This is a genomic window from Streptosporangium sp. H13245 (assembly GCF_055690525.1).
Genome location: NZ_JBSZKT010000004.1, coordinates 214,189 through 237,226, shown reverse-complemented (window position 1 = coordinate 237,226; position 23,038 = coordinate 214,189). Strand labels below are relative to the sequence as shown.

The window sequence follows — 23,038 nt, the reverse complement described above, 5'->3', positions numbered from 1 at the left end:
ATCCCGCATCACCCCATCCGTCCCAAGTCCCGTGGAGGATTCCATGACCGAAGAGCAGCGGCCGTCGAGGCGCAGGGTTCTCACCACCGGCACGACCGGGGCGGTGGCGCTGGCCGCCGGAGCCCTGGGCGGGGGAGCGGCGGCCGGACCCGCGAGGGCGGGCACGCGCGAGCCGCCCGACCCCGCGCCGGGCAGCGACGACTCCCGGGGCCGGTTCGCCGGGAAGGTCGTGCTCATCACCGGGGCGACGTCGGGAATCGGCCAGGCCACGGCGTACGAGATGGCGGGAGAGGGCGCGAAGGTGTTCTTCTGCGGGCGGCGCGAGGAGCTCGGACGCCGCCACGAGCGGGCGATCCGGGAGTCCGGCGGTGAGGCCACCTACATGCGGGCCGACGTGTCGCGGGAGTCCGACGTGCGGGCGTTCGTCGCCGGATGCGTCCGGCGGTACGGGAGGCTCGACATCGCCTTCAACAACGCCGGGATCGAGAGCCCGAGGGCCGCGCCCCTGCACGAGCAGACGCTGGACGATGTCGAGCGGGTCTGGCGCGTCAACGCCGCCGGGGTCTTCCTCGCGATGAGGTACGAGATCCCGCACATGCTCCGCCAGGGAGCCGGGGTCATCGTCAACACCGCGTCCATCTCCTCCGAGGTCGGCTTCGCGACGATCGCCCCCTACAACGCCAGCAAGCACGCGGTCGCCTCGCTGACCAAGGTCGCCGCGCTTGAGTACGCGGACAGGAACATCCGCGTCAACGCGCTCGCGCCCGGTGCCGTCGACACCCCGATGCTCGAACGGGCGGCGAGGGCTTTCGGGGTGACGTACGAGCAGATCGCGCAGGACTACCCCATCAGGCGGATCGTGGAACCGCGGGAGATAGCGCGCGTGGTGATGTGGCTCGCGTCCGACGACGCGACCGCCGTCGTCGGCACCGACATCGACGCCTCCGGTGGCTACCTCACCGGCTGAACGATCGGGGAAGGCGACATGTCATCACGTGATGCCGCGCCGTTCCGGGCGCTGTGCGTGACCGTGTGTGCGGCCCTGCTCTCGGCCGCCTGCACGACCGGGACACCATCGACCGAGGCGCCGTCGGCGGGCGCGACACCGGCTGTCACATTGGCAAACGTGACACCGTCTGCGAACGAGACGCCTTCGGCGGGCGCGGAGCCGTCGACAGCGGGAAGCACGGGCGCGTCGGCGGCGCTCGCCCCGGGGCATCGCGAGCTGGTCGGCCGTTTCGTCGACGCGATCAACCGGGGAGACGCCCACGAGGTGGGGGCGACCTTCGCGGAGCGGGCCCGCTTCGACAGCGTGGGCCGGATCTACGCCGGTCGTACCGAGATCATGAACCGTTTCCTGATCCCCGAGGTGATCGAGGCCGGTGGCCGGTACACCCTGCTCGGCGTCGTCCCCGGCGAGGCGGGCCGGGTGGTCGCGGAGTACGACTTCGCCACGGGCGGCGGGGGGAGGGAGCACTTCACCTACGACTGCGCCGTGTCGGAGAACCGTTTCACCGACTGCGTCGGCCGCTATGTCGGCTGACCCGTGACGCCGCCGGTCGCCCTCAGACGGCCGGATCCCGGGAAACTCGATGATCGTTTCACCGGGGAAGAAAGACCGGCGGACGATTTCGCGGCGGGAAAGGAGCCCACCGTGAGAACGTTCATCTCGGCGGAGCCGGGGGGCCGTTATCGTGGAGATGTCGCGTGAGCGCGGGAGGTGCCGGGATGGCCGGGCAGGAATGGGGCCCCGATCCGGATGGTGAGGGCGAATCCACAGGTCGTCGAATTGCCAGGGCGCGTAAACGCAGAGGGCTCACCCAAATCGGCCTGGCGGCGAAGGCGAATGTTTCTCGCAGCCTGATCGCACAGGTCGAGTCGGGCCACAAGCGGGCCACCCCGTCGCTTGTCGCGGCCGTGGCGAGAGCGTGCGCGGTCGATGCCGCCGAGATCATCGGCCGGCCCCAGGGAGGGCCGGGCAGGGAGCCGGACAGCCGTACCGAGGCGGTGCACGCGGCGATGCCCTCCATCAGGCGTGCCCTGGCCTACGCCGACATCTCCCCCGAGCTGGAGGTTCCTCCCAGGCCGCTCGACGAGCTGGCCTCGGAGCTGGTCAAGCTCCAGAAGCTGCAGGGGGCCGCCGCGCACGTCCGCCTCGGTGCCCGCCTGCCCGCGGCCATCGAGGAGCTGACGGTCCACGCGATCGAGTCGGACACCTCGAAGGCGTGGCGCCTGCTGAACCACGCGTACGCCATAGCGGTGTCCCTGACCCGGCGCCTGGGCTACAGCGACCTGGCGCAGGTCGCCATCGAGCGGGCCGCGGTCGCCGCGCCGCGCGCCGACGACCCGCACCTGCGGCACCTGGTCTCGCTGTCGCGGGCGTTGCTGCTGCTCACCCTGGGGTCCGGTGACATCGCGCTGACCATGGTGAGGCGGGCGGTGGGTGAGGTGGACCGTTCGGAACCGGCGGGGCTGCAGGTCTACGGCTCCCTCCACCTGCGCGCCGCCGTCTCCGCCGCGCGGATGGGACACGCGTCGGAGGCCTGGGAGCACCACGGCCTCGCGGCGGAGACGGCGGCGCGGATCGCCACCCGCCCCCGCCCCGACCCGTACGGGCTGCAGGTGAACCCCTTCAACGCGGTGATCCACGGGTGCGCGGTGGCGACGGAGCTCGGTGACCACGACACGGCGATCCGCCTGGACGCAGGGTTCACACCGCCTTCCGGGCTCTACGCCGAACGCAGGGCGCATCACGAGATCGACATGTCCAGAGCGCACCTGCTCCTCAAGGAACACGACAAAGCGCTCAGGCGAGTGCTCAACGCCGAGCGAATCGCCCCCCAGATGGCACGATTCCACCCCACGGCCAGAGAGGCCGTCAGGCAGCTCGGAACCTATTACCGGACCGTCCCCGAACAGTTGCGCGGCCTGGAAAGTCGAATGGCCTTCTAGTCTTATCCGGGGATGTGTTCACGGAAAACTGTGAACACTGGCGGTGGCAATTCTCATAAGGTCGTCGTTGTTGGCGAGAACCGTGACCCTCGCCATCCGGATTCGGTGATTCCGACCTTGGAGGATGGGTGACACGGAGTGTGGTGCGAGCCGAACCCCGGAGGATGGTCGACGAGGCGACGGCCGAGCGCCACGACCGGGCGCTGGCGGTCGTGCAGCGGCTTCTGATCGAGCGGGGAATCCGCGCCCACCGCCACCACCCGATCAGCCTGGGGGTCTTCGCCCCCCACCCGGGCACCCCCGCCCGGCCAGGGGGACCCGCCTTTCGCTCGCGGACGGACCGGCACCCGCCAGAGCTGGCCGTGATCGCCCAGGGCCGCCGCGCCGCCACGGTGACCATAGGCCCTCGCTCCGGCTGCTACCTGGTGTCCGTCCGCGAAGGACCCAACCTCCACGCCGTCAGGCGGGAGCACCCCCAGAGGGTCGTGGAGCTGATCGTCACGGACCGCCTGGCCGAGCGGCCCTGACCGTCGGGCCGCCCACCGATCCCGAGGTCCTTCCATCCAAAAATCGCGCCGCCCCCGGGCCGTCCCGAGGCTGCTCCGTCCAGGGCCGCTCCGTCCAGGGATCGCTCTGCCCGAGGCCGTTCCGTCCAGGGATCGCTCTGCCCGAGGCCGTTCCGTCCCGGGATCGCTCTGCCCGAGGCCGTTCCGTCCCGGGACCGCTCCGGTCCGGGACCGGAGCGGTACTCCTCACTCCTCGGCGACCATGGCCTCCAGGATGGGCAGCGCGGCGGCGAGCGTCTCGCGCTGCTCCGGGCGGAGCCGGGCGAGCCGCGCGTCGAGCAGCGCCGCGCGCCGCGAGCGCACCTCGGCGAGCACGCGGATCCCCTCGGGCGACAGTGCCACCCGGACGGAGCGCGCGTCCTCGGCGTCGATCGTACGGACGATCAGGCCCCGGTGGCCGAGCGCGACGAGGACGCGGCTCATGGTCGGCGCGCTGACGGCCTCGCGCTGGGCCAGCTCGCCCAGGCGCAGCGGGCCGTGGTTCTCGATGGAGACCAGGGTGGACAGCTGCAAGGGGGGCACGTCGTTGGTCGCGATCCGGACGCGCCGGTGCAACCTGCCGACGGCGAGGCTCAGCCGGCTCGCGAGCTGCGCGTCGCCGGACACCGTCGCGCTCATCGCCTCTCCCCTTCCTCGTGGATGTAGAGATCACCGCGGAACAGCGAGACCACGGCGCCCGCGGCCGCCATGACGGCGGCGAGGACGAAGACCACGACCAGGCCCTGGTGGAACGGCCCGGACAGCAGCGTCGGCAGGAAGGTCCTGCTGGTCAGCGTCGTCACAATCGAGGCGGGCAGCTCGTGCAGCACGCCCGCCGCGTTCAGCAGCGAGGAGAGCGGGTTGCCGCCGAGGAACGCGGCGAACATCATCCCGACCGGGGGGACGGAGGCGACCGCGGTCACCGCGTGCGCCGGTATGCCCTGGACGGTCAGGCCCGTGTGCAGCGCGCCGGGCAGCGACCGGGACAGCCCGGCGACCAGGAGCGAGAAGAACACGCCGATGGACAGCACCATGCCGGCGTTCTGGAAGGTGGCCCTGATGCCGGAGGCCACGCCGCGCTGGTCGGCGGGCACCGAGTTCATCACCGCCGTGGTGTTCGGTGCCGAGAACAGCCCGGAGCCGACGCCGTTGAGCAGCAGCAGGACCGCGAAGGCCGGATAGCCGAAGACGACCGGCAGCGCCAGCATGCCCAGGAAGGTCACGGCCATGAGGAGAAGACCGCCGGTGGCCAGGAGCCTCGCCCCGTACCGGTCGGACAGATAGCCGGAGACCGGTCCGGCGACGAGGAACCCGAGGGTGAGCGGCCCCAGGTAGATGCCCGCCCACAGCGGGGTCTCCGCGAAGTCGTAACCGTGCAGGGGCAGCCAGATGCCCTGCAGCCAGATGATCAGTATGAACTGCAGCCCGCCGCGGGCCGTCGCGTTGAGCAGCGCGGCCGCGTTCCCGGCCCAGAACGCCTGGATCCGGAAGAGCCCGAGGTGGAACATCGGCTGCGCCACCCGCGTCTCCACCGCGCAGAACACGCCCAGCAGGGCGAGGCCGCCGACCAGCCCCGCGACGACCATCGGGTTGGTCCAGCCCTCGGTGTGACCGCCGTAGGGCTGGATGCCGTACGTGATCGCGGCCAGCAGCGCGGTCAGGCCGAGGGCGAAGGTCAGGTTGCCCCACCAGTCGATCCGCAGGTCGTGACGGCGCGCCGCCGTCTCGTGCAGGTTGCGGTACGCCCACCAGGTGCCGACCAGGCCGATGGCCGCGCTCACCCAGAAGATCGACTGCCAGTGCCACGCGGACAGCAGCCCGCCCGCCATCAGCCCGATGAAGGTACCGGCGAGCCCGGCGACCTGGTTGACGCCCAGCGCCGTACCGCGCTGGCGGGCCGGGAACGCGTCCGTGATGATCGCCGCGGAGTTCGCCATCAGCATGGCGCCGCCGACCCCCTGCACCAGCCGCCAGCCGATCAGCCACAGCGCGCCCGTCCGGCCGCCCGCCGGGACCAGCGCGAGCGCCACCGAGGCGACCGTGAACACGGCGAACCCGGCACTGTAGACGCGCACCCGGCCGTACATGTCTCCCAGCCGTCCCAGCGTGACCACCAGCACCGCCGTCACCAGCATGTATCCCATGAGCATCCACAGCAGGTAGCTCACGTTCTCCGGCGCCAGCGGGTCGAGACGGATGCTGGTGAAGATGGCCGGGAGCGAGATGATCAGGATGGAGGCGTTCACCGTGGCCATGAGCATGCCCAGCGTCGTGTTGGACAGCACCGACCACCGGTAGGGAAGGCGCCCGTGCGGACGGGAGGGCGGCCGGGTGACCGGCCGGGCCGGAACGATGGTGATGGGGCTGCGCATGAGCCCTCCAGATTGGCGAATCTGGCGGAAAATTAGTTGACGCGTGCTAAGTATACGCGCCGCGGCTCCTGCTCCAGGTGCTGCACCCCAGGTCAGAGGGGGTGTACGCCAACACGACGGCCGCTTCTCCGACCGCGTGACCCGGCGCGGGCACTGACCGTGAGAACCGATCATGGAAGCCGACCGCGAAAATCAGCCGCAGGGTGCCGCCGCAGCCGTACCGCACCGCCCGGAAGATCAGAAAAGGCAGCCGACGTGGGCGAGAGCCTGCTTCAGCAGGACGCCCTGCCCGCCGAGCATCTCCTGCTGCACCAGGGGCGACGAGGCCTCCTCGGGGGTGAACCAGACAAGATCGAGAGCGTCCTGCCGGGGGCGGCAGTCGCCCGCGACCGGGACGACGTAAGCGAGGGAGACCGCATGCTGCCGGGGGTCGTGATAGGGCGTGACGCCGTGGGTCGGGAAGTACTCGGCGATGGTGAACGGCTGCGGAGAGGCCGGGACGCGAGGCAGTGCCGTCGGGCCGAGGTCCTTCTCCAGGTGGCGCATGAGCGCGTCACGGACACGCTCATGGTGAAGCACCCGTCCGGAGACGAGGGCGCGGCTCACCGCTCCGTCCGACCCGATGCGCAGCAGCAGGCCGACATGCGTGACCACTCCGGTCTCGTCGACCCGTACCGGTACGGCGTCGATGTAGAGAATCGGCATCCGGGCGCGGGCCGACTCCAGTTCTTCGGGAGCGAGCCAGCCGGGCGTGGTTTCGGTCATTTCGGTCATTGACCGATCGTACTTCGCAGCCGCCTCGGAAACGCGTTCTCTCCTCGCAACCGGCTCGCGGAACTTGCGGACCTCGCAGGAGCTCGGCGGACGTCACGGGGCATGCGGGCCTGTGGAACTCACAGCTCAGCGCCTTCGCCTCGCGAGGTGGAGATCGAACACCTCCACGCCCACCTGCCCCGCGTCCCCAGTCCTCATCGATGTCCCGCTGCGCCGGCACACACCGGTCGGCTCGCTAGATACGAGCGATGAGCGCGTAGCGTTCGTCGCTCACCGGGCCGCCCCACAGGTCGGGATCGTCACCGAGCGGCTCGACGCGCAGGTCGGTAACGAGCGGCCGCACCGCGGAGGCCAGGTCGGCTGCGGCGACGCCACCGCTCCACGGCAGCGTCTCTGCTCCCGCCACATAGGGCGGTCCGGCCTGTCCAGTCTCACCCCAACGGCCTTCGACCAGCACCAGCAGGCCGTTCGGGCGGAGCCGGGCAACCCACTCGTGCAGCGCCGCACGGGGATCGGGCAGGGTCCACACCAGGTGTCGGCACAGCAGCATGTCGAACCGTTCGCCCCCGGTGGGCGGGACGGCGGCGTCGCCGACCAGGAAATGTCCGGCGAGCCCGGCGTCCGCGAACTTGGCTCGGGCCTGCTCGATCATCTGCGGTGCCAGGTCCACACCGGTCACCCGATGCCCGGCCGAGGCCAGCAGCTCAGACAGCGAGCCGGTGCCGCAACCGACGTCCAGGATGTCGGACGGATCCGCGGGTGCCCACGCTCGCAGCAGGCGATCCCAGGCGGCACGCGTGTGCTCGGCGCGCAAGCCATGGTCGGGCCCGTCGTCGAAGGCGCGGGCAGCGGCATTCCAGTAGTCGGTGATCGCAGACGTGAGGGCGGTCATGGCGACATCCTCGCAACCACCACCGACAATGCCGCGCCTGCGATGCCGGGGACGACCGGAAGCACGCCGAGATCAACAAGGACATCCGAGTTCAAGCCGCGCGCCACACGGCCGCGACGCTTGATCCAGGCGGTCCCCGGCTTTCCCCGTTCAGTACACAACGGCATGAACCGCCGTGCTCCCGGTCGGCGGGGAATTCCCTACGGCCTATCGCCTTATCGGGCACGTAACGGACACGGTTTTGGATCTTCGTATGGGATGCTGCCGGAATGAGGAACCGTCCGCGTAGGCAAGCCGTGCGATCGCGAACCGTATGGGCCGTGGTCACCCGGCTCGGCCAGACCCACTGGTTCTTCGGCAATGTCTACGAAGCGATGGTGGACATGCCTCAACTACTGGCGGATGCTCGATCGAATCGGGAGCCGAAGCTTCTGGGGGCCGGAAGTCCGCTGCGCTACTACCTCCCGGTGGCACCGCTGACCTTGGCGGGCACCGCGGTCAGTCTGATCGACAGCTGGCGGTCTGGTGGTGACAGACGCGCCATCATCGCGGCCGCGGTGAGCACGGCATCGGCGATGGCGCTGACGGCCTATCTGGTACGAACCGTCAACCTTCGGCTACTGCGAAGCGATGAGCCACTGAGTGTGACGGAAGTTCGTAGCCTGCTCCGGACCTGGCACCGTGGCAACCTGGCACGCCTGCTGGCGCTCGTCGTCGCGATGTGGGCACTGCGTCAAGCTGCCCGCGCAACTGATTCCGAAGCGAACACCTGAAGAACCGCGTCGGGATCGCTGGAGACTTCGACACACCTCGGGGCGGCTCGCCCTGCGATCACTCGCCTAGACCGGACCGGACCGCTGGGTAGGCGGTCTCTTCGGGGCGGAAGACGGCTGCCGTGACGGGCGCACGCAGCGTCCAGCCCAGGGAGCGGTACAGCCCGAGTCCGTCCCGGGTCGCGACGAGGACGCCGGTTCGCGCCCCTTGGCTCGCGGCGTGGTGGCCAAGGGCACTCATGACGCGGCTGCCCAACCCTCGGCGGCGATGCGACGGGTGAGTCTCCACCTGGTCGACGATCGCGAACGACCCGGTCCGTGCGATCCGCCCCCTGGCGGCTGTCCGCTCATCGGCGCCAAGGATTTCCGCATCGGTGACGGCACCCTGTGTCGTAACCCGCAGCGCGTAACCGGTCGGCATGGAGAACTCGGCGGAGCGCAGGGAGACCGTCATCATGTACTCGGGGTCCTTCACGAGCCAGCCGGTCGGCAGTACGGCGGCGACGGTCTCCACTTGCGCGCAAACCTTGAGCCAGGTTCCCGGCGCGAGCGGTTCCCGTGTCAGACGGCGGAGGACTGCCGGATCAAATCGAGGCAGCACGTAGCGAACGAGGTGGCCCGGCAGTCCCACATCGACTCTGTAGCCGCCCGGCACCGCCACCGGTGATGCTGTCGCGCGGGAGAGCGTCCACCCCTGTACCCATGCCGCGGTCACTTCCGGGAGGCCTCCGACGTCCTCGGAGGCGTTGGCCGGGGCACCAAGCACCGTCAGTCCCTTCGCGAACATCACAGCTCCACCGGACACCTTATTGCGACATTCTCGCAATAATGGATCCTACTCCCGATAGGGGCTTCCAGCCGACCCGCCATCGTCGCAACCGGTATCGCGGCGTGTGTCCCCGTGAACTGCTGCGGCCCAGGTAAAAGGCGTTTCCGCTCTGTCCGTGAGTCCCCCTTGGTGCCCCTCCTGACGGGCACACAACGAACACGCCGGGCACGGCCCTCAGCTCCGCCGCTCGGTGGTCCGGAACACGGACCACGCTGAGTGCCAGCCGCCGCACTCGGAACGCTCGTGCCGACCTGGGGAAACGCCAGTGATCCCATTCCGCGCATATTCCGGGACCACCGGCGGACGGCCGCGTCCAGTTGCATGGACGGTATAAGATCAACAAGACCAAAGGCCCAGGTCAGAGCCTAAGTTCCTGATCGGGAGTGGTAGGGCGCCTGGGACTCGAACCCAGAACCTACGGATTAAAAGTCCGCAGCTCTAACCATTGAGCTAACGCCCCGCAGGTGACAGCGTACCGAGGATAGTGTCCACTAACGTCCGTCGCCAGGCCCATTCATGGTCATCTGTTTGCGGAACGGCCGGTGGAGGGCGGGAGCGGCTCCTAGAGTGGCAGGCATGACGAGCTCGGGGCTTGAGCCCGCCTTCACCTCCCATGTCTCCACGCGCCCAGGGTATGTCGTGGTCGACGTGGAGACCACAGGTTTCTCGCCGTCGAGGGGGGACCGGATCTGTGAGATCGCGCTCGTCTCGCTGGACGCCGGGGGCGAGACCGTCGACGAGTGGCACTCGCTGGTCAACCCCCGGCGCGGCACCGGGGCCGTCCACGTCCACGGCATCACCAACGCGATGGTCCAGAGCGCGCCGGTGATCGAGGAGCTGCTGGACGAGATCTGGCGGCGGGTCGCGGGCCGGGTCCTGGTGGCCCACAACGCCTCCTTCGACCTGCGCTTCCTGCGGAGCCTCCCCGGCAGCGAGTGGGTGACCGAGACCCTGTGTACGCAGCGGCTGGCGCCCGCCTTCATCCCCGACGGCAGATGGACACTCGCCGCCTGCTGCGAGCGCGCCGGAATCCCGCTCCTCGGGGCCCACGCCGCGCTGGCCGACGCCCGCGCCAGCGCCGAGCTGCTCCGCTTCTACCTGCGTACGGGCGTCTCCTGGGAGGCCGAGCTCGGCAGGGCGGCCCAGGCCCCCGAGTGGCGTCCCTCCGGGCTGCCCCAGCGGCACTCTCGCCGACGGTGAGCCCCGGAGAAGGCGCTTCAGTGGCACCCACGCCGACGGTGAGTCCCGGAGAAGATCCCCCAGCGGGACCCCGGCCGCCGATGAGCCCTGGAGAGGAGTTACGGACAAGGAGCCACGGACGAGTCCCGGAGAAGATCAGCGGTAGGCGGGGATGCCGGTCAGGGCCTCGCCGAGTACGAGGGTGTGGATCTCCTCGGTCCCCTCGTACGTCAGGACGCTCTCCAGGTTGTTCATGTGCCGGATCACCGGATACTCCAGCGTGATGCCGTTGCCGCCCAGGATGGAGCGGGCCTGGCGGGCGATGTCCAGGGCGGCGCGGACGTTGGCGAGCTTGCCGAAGCTGACCTGGCGCGGGGAGAGGGTCCCCGCGTCCTTGAGGCGGCCCAGGTGGAGGGCGGTGAGCTGTGACTGCCCCACGCCGACGTACATCCAGGCGAGTTTCTCCTGGGTCAGCTGGAAACCGCCGATGGGCCTGCCGAACTGGACGCGGGAGGTGGAGTAGTCGACGGCCGACTCCAGGCAGGCGCGGGCGGCGCCCACCACGCCCCACACGATGCCGAAACGGGCCTCGGACAGGCACGACAGCGGGCCCTTCAGGCCACGCACCCCGGGCAGTACGGCGGACGCGGGCAGGCGTACGTCGTCGAAGTACAGCGACGAGGTCACCGAGGCCCGCAGGGACATCTTCTTGTGGATCTCCGGGGCGCTGAAGCCCGGGGTGTCCGCGGGCACCACGAAGCCGCGGACGCCGTCCTCGGTCTGGGCCCAGACCACGGCGACGTCGGCGATCGAGCCGTTGGTGATCCACATCTTGGAGCCGTTGAGGACCCAGTCACCCGAGGGGTCCTGCTTGGCGTGGGTACGCATGCCTGCGGGGTCGGAACCCTGGTCGGGCTCGGTCAGGCCGAAGCAGCCGATCGCCTCGCCCGCGGCCATCCGGGGGAGCCACTCGTCCTTCTGCTCCGCGGAGCCGTACTTCCAGATCGGGAACATCGCGAGCGAGCCCTGCACGGACACGAACGACCGCAGCCCGGAGTCACCCGCCTCCAGCTCGCGGCAGGCCACGCCGTACGAGACGGCGTCGAGGCCCGCGCAGCCGTACCCCTCCAGGTGCATGCCCAGCACGCCGAGCGAGCCGAGCGCCGGGGCGAGCTCGCGGGCGGGGAAGATCGCCTCCTCGAACCAGTCGCCGACGTGGGGGAGGATCCGGTCCGCGACGAACTCCCGGACGGTGTCGCGGATGAGGCGCTGCTCCTCGGAGAGCGTGTCGTCGATGCGCAGGAGATCGTCCATGGGCTTCCCTCTCTCTCGGCCCTGTCAGGGTATTACCGGTACGGGTGGGACGGACGTCAGGGTCGCGTACGGCCACGGGAGGGGTACAGGTCAGGGTCGTGCCAGGGGGAATCCCGATGTGAGGAAGCCTCGCTCTCGGGCAGTCTGAGGACATGAACGAAAACGACTTCACCGGCGTCAAGAAGCTCCAGCGGACCAGGGACGGGCGCATCGTCGCGGGTGTGGCCTCCGGTCTCGGACGCTACATCGGAGTGGACCCCAACATCATCCGGGCGGCCCTCGCCGTCGCCACCTTCTTCGGTGGTCTCGGGGTGGCGGTGTACGCGATCGGCTGGGTGCTCCTGCCCGAGGAGAGCAAGGACAGGTCGGTCCTGCAGGACGTGATCGACAAGAACAAGGACAACCCGATCTGGGTGGACGCCAGGACCAAGGCCGAGCAGGGCTGGGCCAAGGCCACCAACCAGCACCGCGCGCCGCACCAGCCGTACCCGCCGGCCCCGGAGTACTCCGCCCACCAGGCCCCGTACGGCACGGTGCCGAGGCAGGACGACGACACCCGCCCCCAGGCGTGAGTCAGGAGGTCGCCTCCGCGCGAACCCTCTCGATGATCTCCCCGCGGGACCCCTTCCAGAGCACGGCCAGCGCGGCCGCCACGGCGAGTCCGGCCGCGCCGGCCAGTGCCACCACCAGCTCGGAGCCGAGGTGGTCGGCCGCGGCCCCACCGACCAGGATGCCGACGCCCTGAGAGGCCAGCAGGCCCGACTGGACCAGGCCGAAGGCCTGTCCCCGCTGCTCGGCGGGGACGCACTGCACGAACGCGGCGTTGGCCGCGAGCTGGTAGGCCCCACCCAGGCCCGAGACGAACCACAACAGCAGCACCACAGGAAGCGGTGGCTGCGCGGCGCACAGGATCAGCGGCGCGCAGGTCAGCATCGCCATCCAGCCCATCGATCGCAACCGGTTCGATGGGCTGACATAGCGGCTGTACAGGAACGCGCCGACGACCGTACCGGTGGGCATGGCGCCCATCAGCAGACCGGTGACCAGCGAGAGCTGCTGGGGATTCCCGGTCAGCTCCGCGGCGTACGGGGTCGCGATCCCCTCGGGTAGCACGTAGAAGCCACAGAGCCAGGCGAAGAGCACCAGCGTACGCAGCCGGGGGTCGCCGAAGACCAGCCTGGCGCCGGCGCGGGTCATCGTCCACATCGAGGGCCGGTTCTCGTCGGCGGGGATGGGGGCGGGACGCCGCCGTACCCCCGAGACGATGATGAGCGCGGAGGCCAGGAAGGTCGCCGCGTCCAGCGCCAGCGCGCGGTACGGGCCCATTCCCATGATCAGGACGCCGCCGGCGGCGAAGCCGAGCATCTGCGCGCCCTGGTTGGTCATGTTCTGCAGGGCGGAGCCCGCCACGTAGCGGTCGCCCTTGAGCAACTCCGGCAGCAGCGCCGCCCGCGCCGCGGAGAACGGCGCGCTGAGCAGCACCACGCAGAAGACCAGCACGCACAGCATGGCGAACGAGACGCCGGGAACCGCCATGAGCGCGACCAGGGCGGCCCGGAGCACGTCACAGGCGATCATGATGCGCCGCCGGGCGTAGCGGTCGGCGAGCCCCGCGAGAAGCGGTCCGCCGATGATCGGCGGCAGGTAGGTCAGGGCATAGACCGAGGCCGTCGCCAGGGGGGAGTCCGTCCGTTCGAAGACCAGGACGGACAGCGCCACTCGTGAGAGCTGGTCGCCGAGGAGGGAAAGCCCCTGGCCGAGCCAGAGCGCGCGGAACTCCCGGATGGCGATGACCTCGCCGTAGGTCGCTTGGCGTTCCGCCGGACGGCGGTGCCGCCCGGGTAGTCGGCCGGACTTTGTCGCCGCCATAGGACTCCGCTGAGCTCGCAGGCACACTGACTGTGGGTGTTCACTGTGTAACCTACGGTGCCTGTTGTCGGGCCGCCGCGCAACCGAAAGCAATCAAGCGCATGCAAACTGTAATGATAAGCCGCGACATTCCGGAAAGGAGGGCTTTGACGTGCTGTGCGGGGCTACTTACCAGCCCAGCTCGTGCAGCCGGTCATCATCAATGCCGAAATGATGGGCGATCTCATGGACGACGGTTATCTGCACTTCTTCGATGACCTGCTCCTCGGTCTCGCAGATCGAGCAGATCGGCTTGCGGTAGATCTCGATCCGGTCGGGTAACACTCCTGCGTACCAGTCGCCCCGCTCGGTGAGCGGAATACCCGTGTAGAGGCCTAGAAGATCCGGTTCGGGTGGGTCGTCGACGACGACGAGCACCACGTTGTCCATGACTTTCGTCAGCTCGGGGGGAATGGTGTCCAGAGCCTCGGCCACGAGCTCCTCGAACTTCTCCCGCGAGATCTCGATCACACCAGTCATTCTGCCCCGTGACCCCGGGTAGAGGTGGAGGCGCATGAAATTCGCTGATTGGACCCATGGTGTCCGTCGTCTCGCCACCGGGCGCATCGCCCGTGGCGTGGCCGTCGCCGCCGTCGCCCTGGCCGGCGCGTGGCTCGGCATCATGCTCGGCGGGCCCGTACGGTCCAACGTCGGCCCGGTGGAGCTCGGCATGTCCGCGGAGCCCTCGTGGACCGGGGAGACCGTCGTCGACGCTCACCCTTTCGGCACACTTCTGTTCGACACCCACGACGGCCCCGTCAGCCTCCGGGTGACCCTGGAGAACATCAACCCCGACCGTGCCCGCGGGTTCCTGGACGACCCGAGGTTCTCCGCCGACCGGCTCCCCGCGCTCCTGGAGGAGGAGCTGGGCACCGGCGTCAGGACGCTGATCCTGCGCGCCGCGCTCTGCGGCCTGGCGGGCGCCCTGGTGACGTCCCTGATCGTCTTCCGCCGGCCGGGACCGGCCCTGGCGGGCCTGCTGGGCATCACCGTCGCGATCGCCGGTACGGGAGCCGCCATCGCCCTGACCTTCCGGCCGGACTCCGTGGTGGAGCCCAAGTACACCGGCCTGCTGGCCGGAGCGCCGTCCCTGGTCGGCGACGCCGAGTCGATCGTGACCAGGTTCGAGTCCTACCGGGTCCAGCTCGCCAAGCTCGTCAACAACGTCTCCCAGCTCTACGACGTCGTCTCCGCCCTGCCGGTCTACGACGCCGACCCCACCTCGATCCGGGTGCTGCACGTCTCCGACATCCACCTCAGCCCCATCGCCTGGAACCTCATCCGCTCGGTCACCGCCCAGTTCAAGATCGACGCGATCATCGACACCGGCGACCTGACCGACCACGGCACGAGCCCCGAGGACAGGTTCACCGACGAGATCGGCACCTTCGGCGTCCCGTACGTCTTCGTCAGGGGCAACCACGACTCCATGACCACCCAGCGGGCCGTGGCCAGGCAGAAGGGCGCGGTCGTCCTCGACGGCCAGGCCAAGACCGTGGCGGGGCTGCGCATCTACGGCATGGGCGACCCCCGCTTCACCCCGGACAAGTCCGTCTCCGTCGACTCCAACCTCGAATCGCTCGCCGCCCTCGGCAACTCGCGGGCCGCCGAGCTGGCGAAGCTGCCCAAGCAGGTCGACCTGGTCGCCGTCCACGACCCGACGATCGCCAAGGGGTTCTCCGGCGCGGCCCCGATGGTCCTCGCCGGGCACTCGCACCAGCGGTCCACCGAACTGCTGCCCTCCGGCACCCGCCTCCTGGTCCAGGGATCCACCGGCGGAGCCGGTCTCCGGGCCCTCGAACACGACGAGCCCACCCCCGTCGAGGCCTCCGTTCTGTACTTCGACGCCACCACGCACCGCCTGCGGGCCTGGGACGACATCACCCTGGGAGGGCTCGGCGAGCAGTCGGTTCAGATCCAGCGTCACGTTGAGACCGACCCTGGCCGTACAATTTCTCCTGTGCCGACGATCGCCCCGTCTCCAACGGGGTCTGTCACCGTCACACCGACGCCGTAAGCCGCAAACCGCTTTGGCATCGGGGGCAAAAGTCCCCTATGCTTCAGAGGTCTCCAGCGGAAGACGGCAACGGAACGAGACGAGAGTCTTGAGCCCCCATCGTCTAGTGGCCTAGGACACCGCCCTTTCAAGGCGGCGACACGGGTTCGAATCCCGTTGGGGGCACGGCCGAGCCAAGGCTCGCCAGGGAAACGGCAGGTCGAAGACCTCCGGAAAACTGGTAGGCTAAGCGAGGCAAGAACGACCGGGACAAAAGCCCCGGAAGCAAGGTCCTGTAGAGCAGTTTGGAGTGCTCGCCACCCTGTCAAGGTGGAGGTCGCGGGTTCAAGTCCCGTCAGGACCGCTCTGGTAGGTGTTCGATCCACCACCGAGGTCAGGTAGCTCAGTCGGTACGAGCGTCCGCCTGAAAAGCGGAAGGTCGGCGGTTCGACCCCGCCCCTGACCACACTGATTGAGCAGGAAAAACGCCCCGAGCCAACAACGGCCCGGGGCTTTTTGATGTCCGGTGACAGCAACGGTGTTGAGCGCGAGGTGAGATTGGCCCCGGGCTCTTGATGTCCCGGGTGAGGGTATGCCGATTGCGTGGGCGAGTTGCCGCTGTAGTGCTCATTCGAGGTGATGACTTCGGGCGCCCGTTGAAATGGGTTACCCCACCGTGTGGAGAGCAGGCCGGTGGTCACCAGTTGTCCCAGCCACGCCAGCCGTACCAGTTCCCGCCGAGATGCCGGTAGCTGTCATCCATGGTTCCCTCGGGTTGGCCTTTAGGTAACCAGACGAAGCCGGTATTGCTATGAATGGCCCATTCCTCGGTGCTGAGGGCGGCGCTGCCGGGAAGTGTCTCGGCGTCTATGGTCGAGTAGGGAGATGCCCAGCACACCCGGTACAGGCCCAGCCATCGGCAGGAGTCGTTGATGGTCGTCTCCTCTGTCACCGTCTTGGCGAACGCCTCCATGCTCGGTTTGGAGATCGTGAAGCGCACCCAGAAGGGGACGTCGACAACGATTGTGGCCAGGATCACCGCGAGGACGATCCAAGGGAGGAACCAGCGTCGTATGCGGCCGGAGACCGCGTCCGCGTCCTTGCGTCCGGCCAGGATGATGCGAACGGTCCAGATCAGGGCCAGTGGGGTTACAGCAAAGACGAAGAACAGCGACATCTCGATGATGTACCTGTAAGGGGCGCTGGCCCAGTACAGAAGTACGAGCCCTACGGCTGAGACTGCGGTCAAAAACGGCCATCCAGGTGGCTTGGTGATCACGGCGTCACCCTAGCGATCACACCTGAGCTCCCGACAGGTCAGCTTTGACGGTCACCTGCTTTTGGACAGGACCGCCGCCTCCGGTCTTACCGGCTATAAAAAGGACGCCCCGGCTGTAGCCGGGGCGTCCAAGAATGAATCTTGTTTATGTGAGGGCGTCACCGAGACGTTTGAGGGCGCTGCGTTTGTCGTCGAGGGAGACGTGAGCGTAGATGGTCATGGTCACCTCGATGTCGCTGTGGCCGACGATGTCGCGGACGACCTGGGGCGGGACGCCGAGGTTGAGCAGCAGGGTCACGCAGGTGTGGCGGAGGTCGTGAAAGCGCATGTCTCCGAGGCCGACGGCCTTGCGGATGGCTCCCCAGCTTCGGCTGAGGTTGTCCGGCTCCATGGGCATTCCGCGTCGGCATGGGAAGACCAGGCTGTGTTCCTCCCAGTCGTTCCAGCGGTCGGAGCGTTCGGCGAACTGCTGTTTGCAGTGCGCTCGAAGTCGTTGGTCCTGGGTCGGACGAACGGCGGCCCTCGACACGCTGAGGGTCTGGATCACTTCGAGTCTCGCGCCGTCGAAGTCGATGTTCGCCCAGTGGGACGGGTTTCTTCAGCAGGAACCTGGAGTGGGTTCGCGGCAACCGGCGGGCATCGAGCCGGACACCGGTGGCTCATGCGGCGGTCCCGTACCGCAACGTCGCTTTGCGCGGTCACCAGCGCCGTCCCTCGCAGATCGGTTCGTCACGGACGGGCTACCTCTTAACAGAAAAGTCGTATGCCCCTTTCATCTGTGGTCCAGGGGTGTTCAACGACCAGCAAGAACGATCAACGAATCTCTGTTAAAAATCAGGCAGTCTGATTTCATGAAGGTAATGACTGCTACCGAGGCATCTCGCAGCTTCGCGGTCGTTTTGGACGAGGCGGAGCGGGGGGAGACGATCGTGGTTACTCGGGGAGGCAAGCGGATCGCGATGATCGGTCCCGCGCCCACGGCGCCGGGACGTATGGTCAAAGCCTTCCTGGCCAGAGCCTCGGTGACACTGGACGCCGCTTTCGAGGCCGATGTCGTGGCGGCCCGGGAAGTGGTCGACGACGAGATGAGGAGCACGTGGCCCGACGCCTGATCCTGGACACCGGCGTGCTGATCGCGGCGGAACGGGGCAGGGCATCCGTGGACGCGGTGATCGGAGATGCCGGCGACGTGGCGATCGCCGCGATTACCGTGGCCGAGTTGCTCGTCGGCGTAGAGCTGGCGGACGCGGCGCGCCGTTCCGGGCGACAGGCTTTCGTGGATGAAGTTCTGGCATTGATTCCGGTTGAGGAGTACACGGTGGACGTTGCCAGAGTTCACGCTTGTCTCCTTGTACATGTGCGCCGGTCGGGAAAGACGTGGAGAGCGTACGATCTGCTGACCGCCGCGACGGCGGCCACCACCACCAGAATCGTGATCACAATGGATTCCTCCGCCGCGTTCGACGATCTGCCCGGGGTTCGGGCGCAGGTCGTTTCCCGCTGAACTCCGCCGACACCGCCGAGGAACTTGCGTCCCGCGTCGAGCGCTTCCAGTCACGCCGCCCCATGACCAGACCTCAATCGCGGCGATGATCAGCATCACCCATATGATCACAGGCGGCTTGTGGCCTTTGCGACGGCTCGGGTGATCAGCCGATAAGCCGATAGCCAGCTTGATTCTGCTCTTTATTGGCGATCATGTAGCGGTGGTGACCCCTCCTGATCAATTGCCTCCTTCGTCCACGTCCTATTCGCCGTTCTCACCGAAGCATCCCCGTCGACGTCTCGGTGTCATGTGGATCACAGCGAGCATCGCCTGTGCGGCTGCCATCACACTTGCCGTGATCTTCTGGCCGATCGCCAAGAGTCCGACGGTGGAGGAGCCAGAACTGACGTGGGATCGCGACCCCGTCGCATCGGCGGCGGTCGGTCAGTTGGCGGGGCGGCCGATCGTCGTCACCGGTGACCTGGACGGCATAGTGCGGGTGTGGGACCTGACTACGCGTCGATTGGTGGGCAAGCCGATGATCGGCCACACCATCATGGTTTCGTCGGTGACGGTCGCTCGGGTGGACGGCCGATCGATCGCCATCACGCTCAGCGTGGACGGCACGATGCGGGTGTGGGACCTGGCCACGCATCAACAGGTGGGTGAGCCGATGAACGGCCACACCGGCAACATGGCGGTGGTCGGTCAGTTGAAGGGACGGACGGTCGTCGTCACCGGCGGCGCGGATGGCGCGGTGCGGGTGTGGGATCTAGCCACGCGGCGGCCGGTGGGCGAGCCGATAACCGGTGACACCGTTGAGAGTGTCAGTGCGGTGGCGATCACCCAGGTGAAGGGGAGGACGGTTGTCATCACCGGCGGCCGGAACGAAACGGTGCGGGTGTGGGACCTGGCCACGCGTCGGCTGGTGGGCAAGCCGATGATCGGCCACACCAACTCCCTGGAAGCAATAGCGCTCGGCCAGGTGGGCGGCCGGCGGGTCATTGTCACCGGAGGTTCGGACGACAGCGTGCGGGTGTGGGACCTGACCACCCATCACCTGCTGGGACAACTGAGCGGCCACGTCGGTGTTGTCCCTGCGGTGGCGGTCGTTCAGGTGGACGGTCGGCCGATCGCCGTCACCGGCGACCTGGACGGCACGGTGCGGGTGTGGGATTTGACCACACGTCAGCTGCTGGGCAAGCCGGCGACTGGTCACACCGATGCCGTTAAGACAGTGGCTGTCACTCAGGTAGGTGGTCGGCAGGTCGCGGTCACGGTCTCTGACGACTACCTGATGCGGGTGTGGGATCTGCCTGCGATACCGCGGTAGCGACAAGGGGGTGACCGTCGGCTCAAGGTGATCGGTACCGCTGCTCGACCACGCGCAACTCCGCCAGCGCCAACCCGGGCCTCCTCGCGATCGTCACCGATCGCCAGGAGGGCAGGTCAGCCGAAGGGGTGTAAAGCACCCTGGAGGGAACGCGCCATGTTGTGATCATGATCAAGGTGACAGCAGCGTCCCCACGCGCGGACTCACTTCGGCTACCGTCCACCACCCTCTGACCACGGTCTCCGCTACCCGGCCAGGGTGATTGGTCCGCCTGAAAAGCGGAAGGTCGGCGGTTTGGTCCTGTACCTGATCACAGCAGCTGAGCAGTACAAACGCCCCGAGCGAATATCGTTCTCTGATGAGCAGGAATGGTTTCCTACCTTCGGAGTTGCTCGACTTGTCACGTCTTCTGGCAGGCTGATGAGTATGTGGTTTTTACGTGGCCAACGGGAATTGACCGAGAATACAGCATACGCCTGCCCGAGGCCGCTTGGACAGTAAGGGCGGTTGATACGTGGATGCTGATCAAGTTGTTTCTCGAAGCGGAGGCATTGCCGGGAGGGCCGAAGTCGACCGCGGCCTAGTTTCTCCGGGCGCCACAGCGGATCAAAGACGTCTGTTTTTATGAGAACCGGGGGAGGGGCGACGGTCTGTCATCTCGTCTGCCTCGCATATTTCTGTACTCCGCGCCGACGAGTCGAAAGCGAAACCGAATGTGCCCGGTCGCGAGCGGGGTGAGGAGGTGGAACCACAGGCCTTGATCTGGGGATGGGAACCGTGTGTCGGGGGCCTCAAGTACGGTGTCGTTGACGACGGCCCGCCCAGACCGGTAAGACCTGGAGAATGACGTGCACTTTTTCGATATCGCGGTTCCGGAGACGGATGACTGGGAGGCATGGCTCGCCTACGCGGACTTGCTGACCGGGGCGGGCGACCCGCGGGGCGAGGCGATCCGGCTGGAGCATCGCTGTGAGAGCGGGGACGGGGACCAGGCCCAACTGGCCGCGGTCTATGAGGAAGTGGAACGGCGACTGGGACTGGATGGGCTGCGGGAGGACGGCTCCTGGCAGTTCACCTGGTTCCGTGGCTTTATCGACGAGGCGTGTTTCCGCCTGGCCAAGGACACCCGACCGCAGCGCCAAGAGCTGGTGGAACGGCTCCTGACGGATCACCCGCGTACTACCCAGATCGACCCGGCCGACGCCGAACGGTGGGAAGGCGCGCTGATCGACGCGTTGCTCTCCCACCCCACCAGCCACCGGCTGCGCGCACTCGAACTACATCTCACCGACTACCACCACTCCGCCGAGCGCGCCGCGATCTCGCTTGCCGGTCGGCAACGCCCCCGGCTGGAGCGCATGTACTTCGGCTACGGCTTCAAGTACCTGTTTGAGCCAAGCGAGGGATCAACGGGCAATCGGATCGATCCTTTGGAATACCATAAGCAAGGGCTTGTTCAGGCCGACATATGGGACGCGCTGCCCGCCTTACGTACATTGGAACTCGAAGGGGCGTTCCTGTTCCACTCCGTGAACCACAACGGTCTGACCCACCTTCGGGTCCGGGGCCCCGTCATCTCCGACGGCTCAATTTTCAGTCTCGGATGGACTTCTGGCCTGGTATCATTGGAAGTTGAAATCGGCAGTGACATTTTTGGCTGCCTCTGCTCGCTTGATCAACTTGACGACCTTGACGCCTCCCAGTTCCCCGGCCTTAAAAAACTGGACCTCAGCAAGGCTGATTTCGATGCCACCTCGTATGAGCTGATTTCGGCCCTTGCGGATTCCTCGGTCCTTCCTCAGCTCGAACAGCTGTCCATCGGGAACCTGACGATCGATCAGGTGGACTGTGAGGGTGATCCGCTGGCCACGCTGGCTGAACTGGCGCCCCGGTTCGCACACCTTGACCTGTACGTGGACGACGTCATCGACATCGAGGGCGCCGATGAGGAGGAAGTCGATCGAGTCCTCTCCCGATTCGGCCTGAGCCAGGCGCTCCGGTGAACTCCGGCATGTACGCGCGGGGTTGGGGGTTCTCGGCGCGCTGAACCGTGCCGGGTTCGATGGAGGCTCTGACGTACCCCGGCATCACGTTCGGTCCGTCCTCGCGAAGCGTGAACGGCTCCCCGCTTTTGCCCGTCCGCACGTCCACCGCGGTCGGCGGCGTCACCAAGCGCCGACCGCCCCGGGCTTATCGGCTCGCGACCCCGGGCAGAACCAGCCGCATCATCTTCCGGCTTTCCGGGTAGCGAGCCACCTGGCGGGTCTGGCCGGTGTTGACGTTGACCGCGTACTTGCGGGCGTCGCGATACGGGTTTCCGGCGTCCCAGGGCGGGCTGCCGTCCGAAAACGTGCGATGAACCACCGACCGAACGGTCTGGGGCGAGTCACCTCGGTCCTCTCCATGAGCGGCCACACACCCCCGCCAGGACGAGCCGCATGGCCATCCCCGCGTGCGCGGGGAGCAATGCCTGTCCCCGCCAGGGGCATCCCCGTTCGTGGAACCCCGAGCGGCGCCCGCCTTCCAGTCCGCCATTCTGGTCTCGATGCTCATCATGGTTCCCATTGGCCGATCGACTCGGCGGTGCGGGGCCTGGCGCTTAGGGGCACTACGGAACGACGTTTCCTGTGTTCCTTAAAAGAAAGAAGCGCGACTCATGGCGCCTTTATTGGGTGTCCTAATGGGAATCCCGTCCAAGGATCTTGATTCGCGAATCTTGACAATGGTTCACCGGGTCGGCAAGATCTTCAGTGCGGGCGATTTTCAGTCAAGTCGTGATTGCAGGATTCTGGACTACGGTCTGCCTTTTCGGACACCACAGGGAGAATTTCTGTATGTCGGAGTTCATTAACGTCCTCATCGCCATCGACGCGGAAACAATTCTCGGAAAATATGGCAGGAACAACGACCCGAACAGCCCCACGTCGATTCCCGACAGCAGTAGTTTGATCTACATGACGACCCGGCAGAACCAGCTCGGGGGCACTCCGGGCAGTGAGTTGGTGGTCAACGCCTCCCCCACGGACATCATCAGGTGGCGTGAGACGACACTGTCTCTGAATTCCGACTACACCAGCATCCTCTACAGGTTCAACGCCCTGTCCGGACAGAATCTGATCAGCACTCCCGTGCCGAGGGCGGTGGTCCTCAACGAGCCGCAGCCGAGCAGTCAGGACCCGTTGAACCCCACCACCCAGAAAATCAACAGCTATTACTGGGAGTCCGAGGTCCTGGACACGGGGACGGTCACCTACAACTTCAGCTTCATGATTCTCAACCACAAAGGCGAAAAGCAGGGTTACTACTACTGGGACCCCTACATCAATATCCAGGGTTGATGGAGCCGATTCACCGATCTGTGCCCGGTGACACTTCGCCGCTGACCATCGCATGCCACTCGTCCGTC

The 23,038-nt window shown here is 67.4% G+C and carries 24 protein-coding genes and 4 tRNA genes; 16 read left to right on the top strand and 12 right to left on the bottom strand.

The window, feature by feature from the left end:
• The first annotated feature begins 43 nt into the window (after positions 1 to 43).
• The 4 genes from ACW9TB_RS10895 to ACW9TB_RS10880 all read left to right on the top strand — a co-directional run bounded on the left by ACW9TB_RS10895 (position 44) and on the right by ACW9TB_RS10880 (position 3,479).
• Positions 44 to 967 carry an SDR family NAD(P)-dependent oxidoreductase gene (locus ACW9TB_RS10895; protein ID WP_472747842.1) on the top strand — a complete coding sequence of 308 codons (924 nt, stop codon included), beginning with the start codon at positions 44 to 46 and terminating at the stop codon, positions 965 to 967.
• Positions 968 to 1,126: 159 nt separating this feature from the next.
• Positions 1,127 to 1,543, top strand: coding sequence for a hypothetical protein (locus ACW9TB_RS10890; RefSeq protein ID WP_472747841.1), 417 nt, complete (start codon positions 1,127 to 1,129; stop codon positions 1,541 to 1,543).
• 185 nt (positions 1,544 to 1,728) lie between these two features.
• On the top strand, positions 1,729 to 2,952 hold the full coding sequence (locus tag ACW9TB_RS10885; protein ID WP_472747973.1) for a helix-turn-helix domain-containing protein: 1,224 nt from the start codon (positions 1,729 to 1,731) through the stop codon (positions 2,950 to 2,952).
• A gap of 143 nt (positions 2,953 to 3,095) precedes the next feature.
• The gene (locus ACW9TB_RS10880) at positions 3,096 to 3,479 is read left to right on the top strand and encodes a hypothetical protein (RefSeq protein WP_472747840.1); all 384 of its coding nucleotides are present in this window, start codon (positions 3,096 to 3,098) and stop codon (positions 3,477 to 3,479) included.
• Positions 3,480 to 3,704: 225 nt separating this feature from the next.
• Here ACW9TB_RS10880 and ACW9TB_RS10875 read toward each other — a convergent pair whose 3' ends face one another.
• From ACW9TB_RS10875 to ACW9TB_RS10860, 4 genes are all read right to left on the bottom strand, one after another.
• Positions 3,705 to 4,136, bottom strand: a complete 432-nt coding sequence (locus ACW9TB_RS10875) for a MarR family winged helix-turn-helix transcriptional regulator (RefSeq protein ID WP_472747839.1) — start codon at positions 4,134 to 4,136, stop codon at positions 3,705 to 3,707.
• Positions 4,133 to 5,869, bottom strand: coding sequence for an MFS transporter (locus tag ACW9TB_RS10870; protein WP_472747838.1), 1,737 nt, complete (start codon positions 5,867 to 5,869; stop codon positions 4,133 to 4,135). The genes ACW9TB_RS10875 and ACW9TB_RS10870 overlap by 4 nt, the downstream gene beginning before the upstream one ends.
• 237 nt (positions 5,870 to 6,106) lie before the next feature.
• The gene (locus tag ACW9TB_RS10865) at positions 6,107 to 6,643 is read right to left on the bottom strand and encodes an NUDIX hydrolase family protein (RefSeq protein ID WP_472747837.1); all 537 of its coding nucleotides are present in this window, start codon (positions 6,641 to 6,643) and stop codon (positions 6,107 to 6,109) included.
• A gap of 235 nt (positions 6,644 to 6,878) precedes the next feature.
• A complete protein-coding gene (locus tag ACW9TB_RS10860) occupies positions 6,879 to 7,535 on the bottom strand; it encodes a class I SAM-dependent methyltransferase (RefSeq protein ID WP_472747836.1) in 657 nt (218 codons plus the stop codon).
• 320 nt (positions 7,536 to 7,855) lie between these two features.
• Here ACW9TB_RS10860 and ACW9TB_RS10855 point away from each other — a divergent pair, with 320 nt between their 5' ends.
• The gene (locus tag ACW9TB_RS10855; protein ID WP_472747835.1) at positions 7,856 to 8,308 is read left to right on the top strand and encodes an anthrone oxygenase family protein; all 453 of its coding nucleotides are present in this window, start codon (positions 7,856 to 7,858) and stop codon (positions 8,306 to 8,308) included.
• Between the two features lie 58 nt (positions 8,309 to 8,366).
• Here the strand turns inward: ACW9TB_RS10855 and ACW9TB_RS10850 are convergent, their stop codons facing one another.
• Both ACW9TB_RS10850 and ACW9TB_RS10845 read right to left on the bottom strand, forming a co-directional pair.
• Positions 8,367 to 9,095 (bottom strand): GNAT family N-acetyltransferase, encoded by a 729-nt coding sequence (locus ACW9TB_RS10850; RefSeq protein WP_472747834.1) that lies wholly within the window; start codon positions 9,093 to 9,095, stop codon positions 8,367 to 8,369.
• A gap of 426 nt (positions 9,096 to 9,521) precedes the next feature.
• A tRNA-Lys gene (locus ACW9TB_RS10845) sits at positions 9,522 to 9,597 on the bottom strand.
• Between the two features lie 116 nt (positions 9,598 to 9,713).
• Between ACW9TB_RS10845 and ACW9TB_RS10840 the strand changes: the two genes are divergently transcribed.
• Entirely contained in the window at positions 9,714 to 10,337 is a 624-nt protein-coding gene (locus ACW9TB_RS10840; protein WP_472747833.1) for a 3'-5' exonuclease, read from the top strand.
• 135 nt (positions 10,338 to 10,472) lie between these two features.
• Here ACW9TB_RS10840 and ACW9TB_RS10835 read toward each other — a convergent pair whose 3' ends face one another.
• Positions 10,473 to 11,630, bottom strand: a complete 1,158-nt coding sequence (locus ACW9TB_RS10835; RefSeq protein WP_472747832.1) for an acyl-CoA dehydrogenase family protein — start codon at positions 11,628 to 11,630, stop codon at positions 10,473 to 10,475.
• A 152-nt stretch (positions 11,631 to 11,782) separates the two neighbouring features.
• Between ACW9TB_RS10835 and ACW9TB_RS10830 the strand changes: the two genes are divergently transcribed.
• A complete protein-coding gene (locus ACW9TB_RS10830) occupies positions 11,783 to 12,202 on the top strand; it encodes a PspC domain-containing protein (protein WP_472747831.1) in 420 nt (139 codons plus the stop codon).
• Between the two features lies 1 nt (position 12,203).
• Here ACW9TB_RS10830 and ACW9TB_RS10825 read toward each other — a convergent pair whose 3' ends face one another.
• Both ACW9TB_RS10825 and ACW9TB_RS10820 read right to left on the bottom strand, forming a co-directional pair.
• Positions 12,204 to 13,499 carry an MFS transporter gene (locus ACW9TB_RS10825; protein ID WP_472747830.1) on the bottom strand — a complete coding sequence of 432 codons (1,296 nt, stop codon included), beginning with the start codon at positions 13,497 to 13,499 and terminating at the stop codon, positions 12,204 to 12,206.
• Between the two features lie 168 nt (positions 13,500 to 13,667).
• Complete coding sequence (locus tag ACW9TB_RS10820; RefSeq protein WP_472747829.1) at positions 13,668 to 14,018, bottom strand: metallopeptidase family protein; 351 nt, start codon at positions 14,016 to 14,018, stop codon at positions 13,668 to 13,670.
• Between the two features lie 34 nt (positions 14,019 to 14,052).
• On the opposite strand from ACW9TB_RS10820, the gene ACW9TB_RS10815 reads away from it, so the two are divergent.
• From ACW9TB_RS10815 to ACW9TB_RS10800, 4 genes are all read left to right on the top strand, one after another.
• Positions 14,053 to 15,555 (top strand): metallophosphoesterase family protein, encoded by a 1,503-nt coding sequence (locus ACW9TB_RS10815; protein WP_472747828.1) that lies wholly within the window; start codon positions 14,053 to 14,055, stop codon positions 15,553 to 15,555.
• Positions 15,556 to 15,647: 92 nt separating this feature from the next.
• Positions 15,648 to 15,720, top strand: a tRNA-Glu gene (locus ACW9TB_RS10810).
• Positions 15,721 to 15,823: 103 nt separating this feature from the next.
• Positions 15,824 to 15,898: transfer RNA gene (locus ACW9TB_RS10805), tRNA-Asp, on the top strand.
• Positions 15,899 to 15,926: 28 nt separating this feature from the next.
• Positions 15,927 to 16,000 (top strand) — tRNA-Phe (locus ACW9TB_RS10800).
• Between the two features lie 231 nt (positions 16,001 to 16,231).
• On the opposite strand, the gene ACW9TB_RS10795 is transcribed toward ACW9TB_RS10800, so the two are convergent.
• The gene (locus ACW9TB_RS10795) at positions 16,232 to 16,813 is read right to left on the bottom strand and encodes a hypothetical protein (RefSeq protein WP_472747827.1); all 582 of its coding nucleotides are present in this window, start codon (positions 16,811 to 16,813) and stop codon (positions 16,232 to 16,234) included.
• Between the two features lie 145 nt (positions 16,814 to 16,958).
• Positions 16,959 to 17,387, bottom strand: coding sequence for a tyrosine-type recombinase/integrase (locus ACW9TB_RS10790; RefSeq protein WP_472747972.1), 429 nt, complete (start codon positions 17,385 to 17,387; stop codon positions 16,959 to 16,961).
• Positions 17,388 to 17,673: 286 nt separating this feature from the next.
• On the opposite strand from ACW9TB_RS10790, the gene ACW9TB_RS10785 reads away from it, so the two are divergent.
• From ACW9TB_RS10785 to ACW9TB_RS10770, 4 genes are all read left to right on the top strand, one after another.
• Positions 17,674 to 17,925 (top strand): type II toxin-antitoxin system Phd/YefM family antitoxin, encoded by a 252-nt coding sequence (locus tag ACW9TB_RS10785; RefSeq protein WP_472747826.1) that lies wholly within the window; start codon positions 17,674 to 17,676, stop codon positions 17,923 to 17,925.
• Complete coding sequence (locus ACW9TB_RS10780; RefSeq protein WP_472747825.1) at positions 17,910 to 18,317, top strand: PIN domain-containing protein; 408 nt, start codon at positions 17,910 to 17,912, stop codon at positions 18,315 to 18,317. The genes ACW9TB_RS10785 and ACW9TB_RS10780 overlap by 16 nt, the downstream gene beginning before the upstream one ends.
• A 169-nt stretch (positions 18,318 to 18,486) precedes the next feature.
• The gene (locus tag ACW9TB_RS10775; protein WP_472747824.1) at positions 18,487 to 19,632 is read left to right on the top strand and encodes a WD40 repeat domain-containing protein; all 1,146 of its coding nucleotides are present in this window, start codon (positions 18,487 to 18,489) and stop codon (positions 19,630 to 19,632) included.
• Between the two features lie 848 nt (positions 19,633 to 20,480).
• Positions 20,481 to 21,635, top strand: coding sequence for a hypothetical protein (locus ACW9TB_RS10770; RefSeq protein ID WP_472747823.1), 1,155 nt, complete (start codon positions 20,481 to 20,483; stop codon positions 21,633 to 21,635).
• A 187-nt stretch (positions 21,636 to 21,822) separates the two neighbouring features.
• On the opposite strand, the gene ACW9TB_RS10765 is transcribed toward ACW9TB_RS10770, so the two are convergent.
• The gene (locus ACW9TB_RS10765) at positions 21,823 to 21,996 is read right to left on the bottom strand and encodes a hypothetical protein (protein ID WP_472747822.1); all 174 of its coding nucleotides are present in this window, start codon (positions 21,994 to 21,996) and stop codon (positions 21,823 to 21,825) included.
• A gap of 470 nt (positions 21,997 to 22,466) precedes the next feature.
• Here ACW9TB_RS10765 and ACW9TB_RS10760 point away from each other — a divergent pair, with 470 nt between their 5' ends.
• On the top strand, positions 22,467 to 22,970 hold the full coding sequence (locus tag ACW9TB_RS10760) for an inclusion body family protein (RefSeq protein ID WP_472747821.1): 504 nt from the start codon (positions 22,467 to 22,469) through the stop codon (positions 22,968 to 22,970).
• Positions 22,971 to 23,038: the final 68 nt, after the last annotated feature.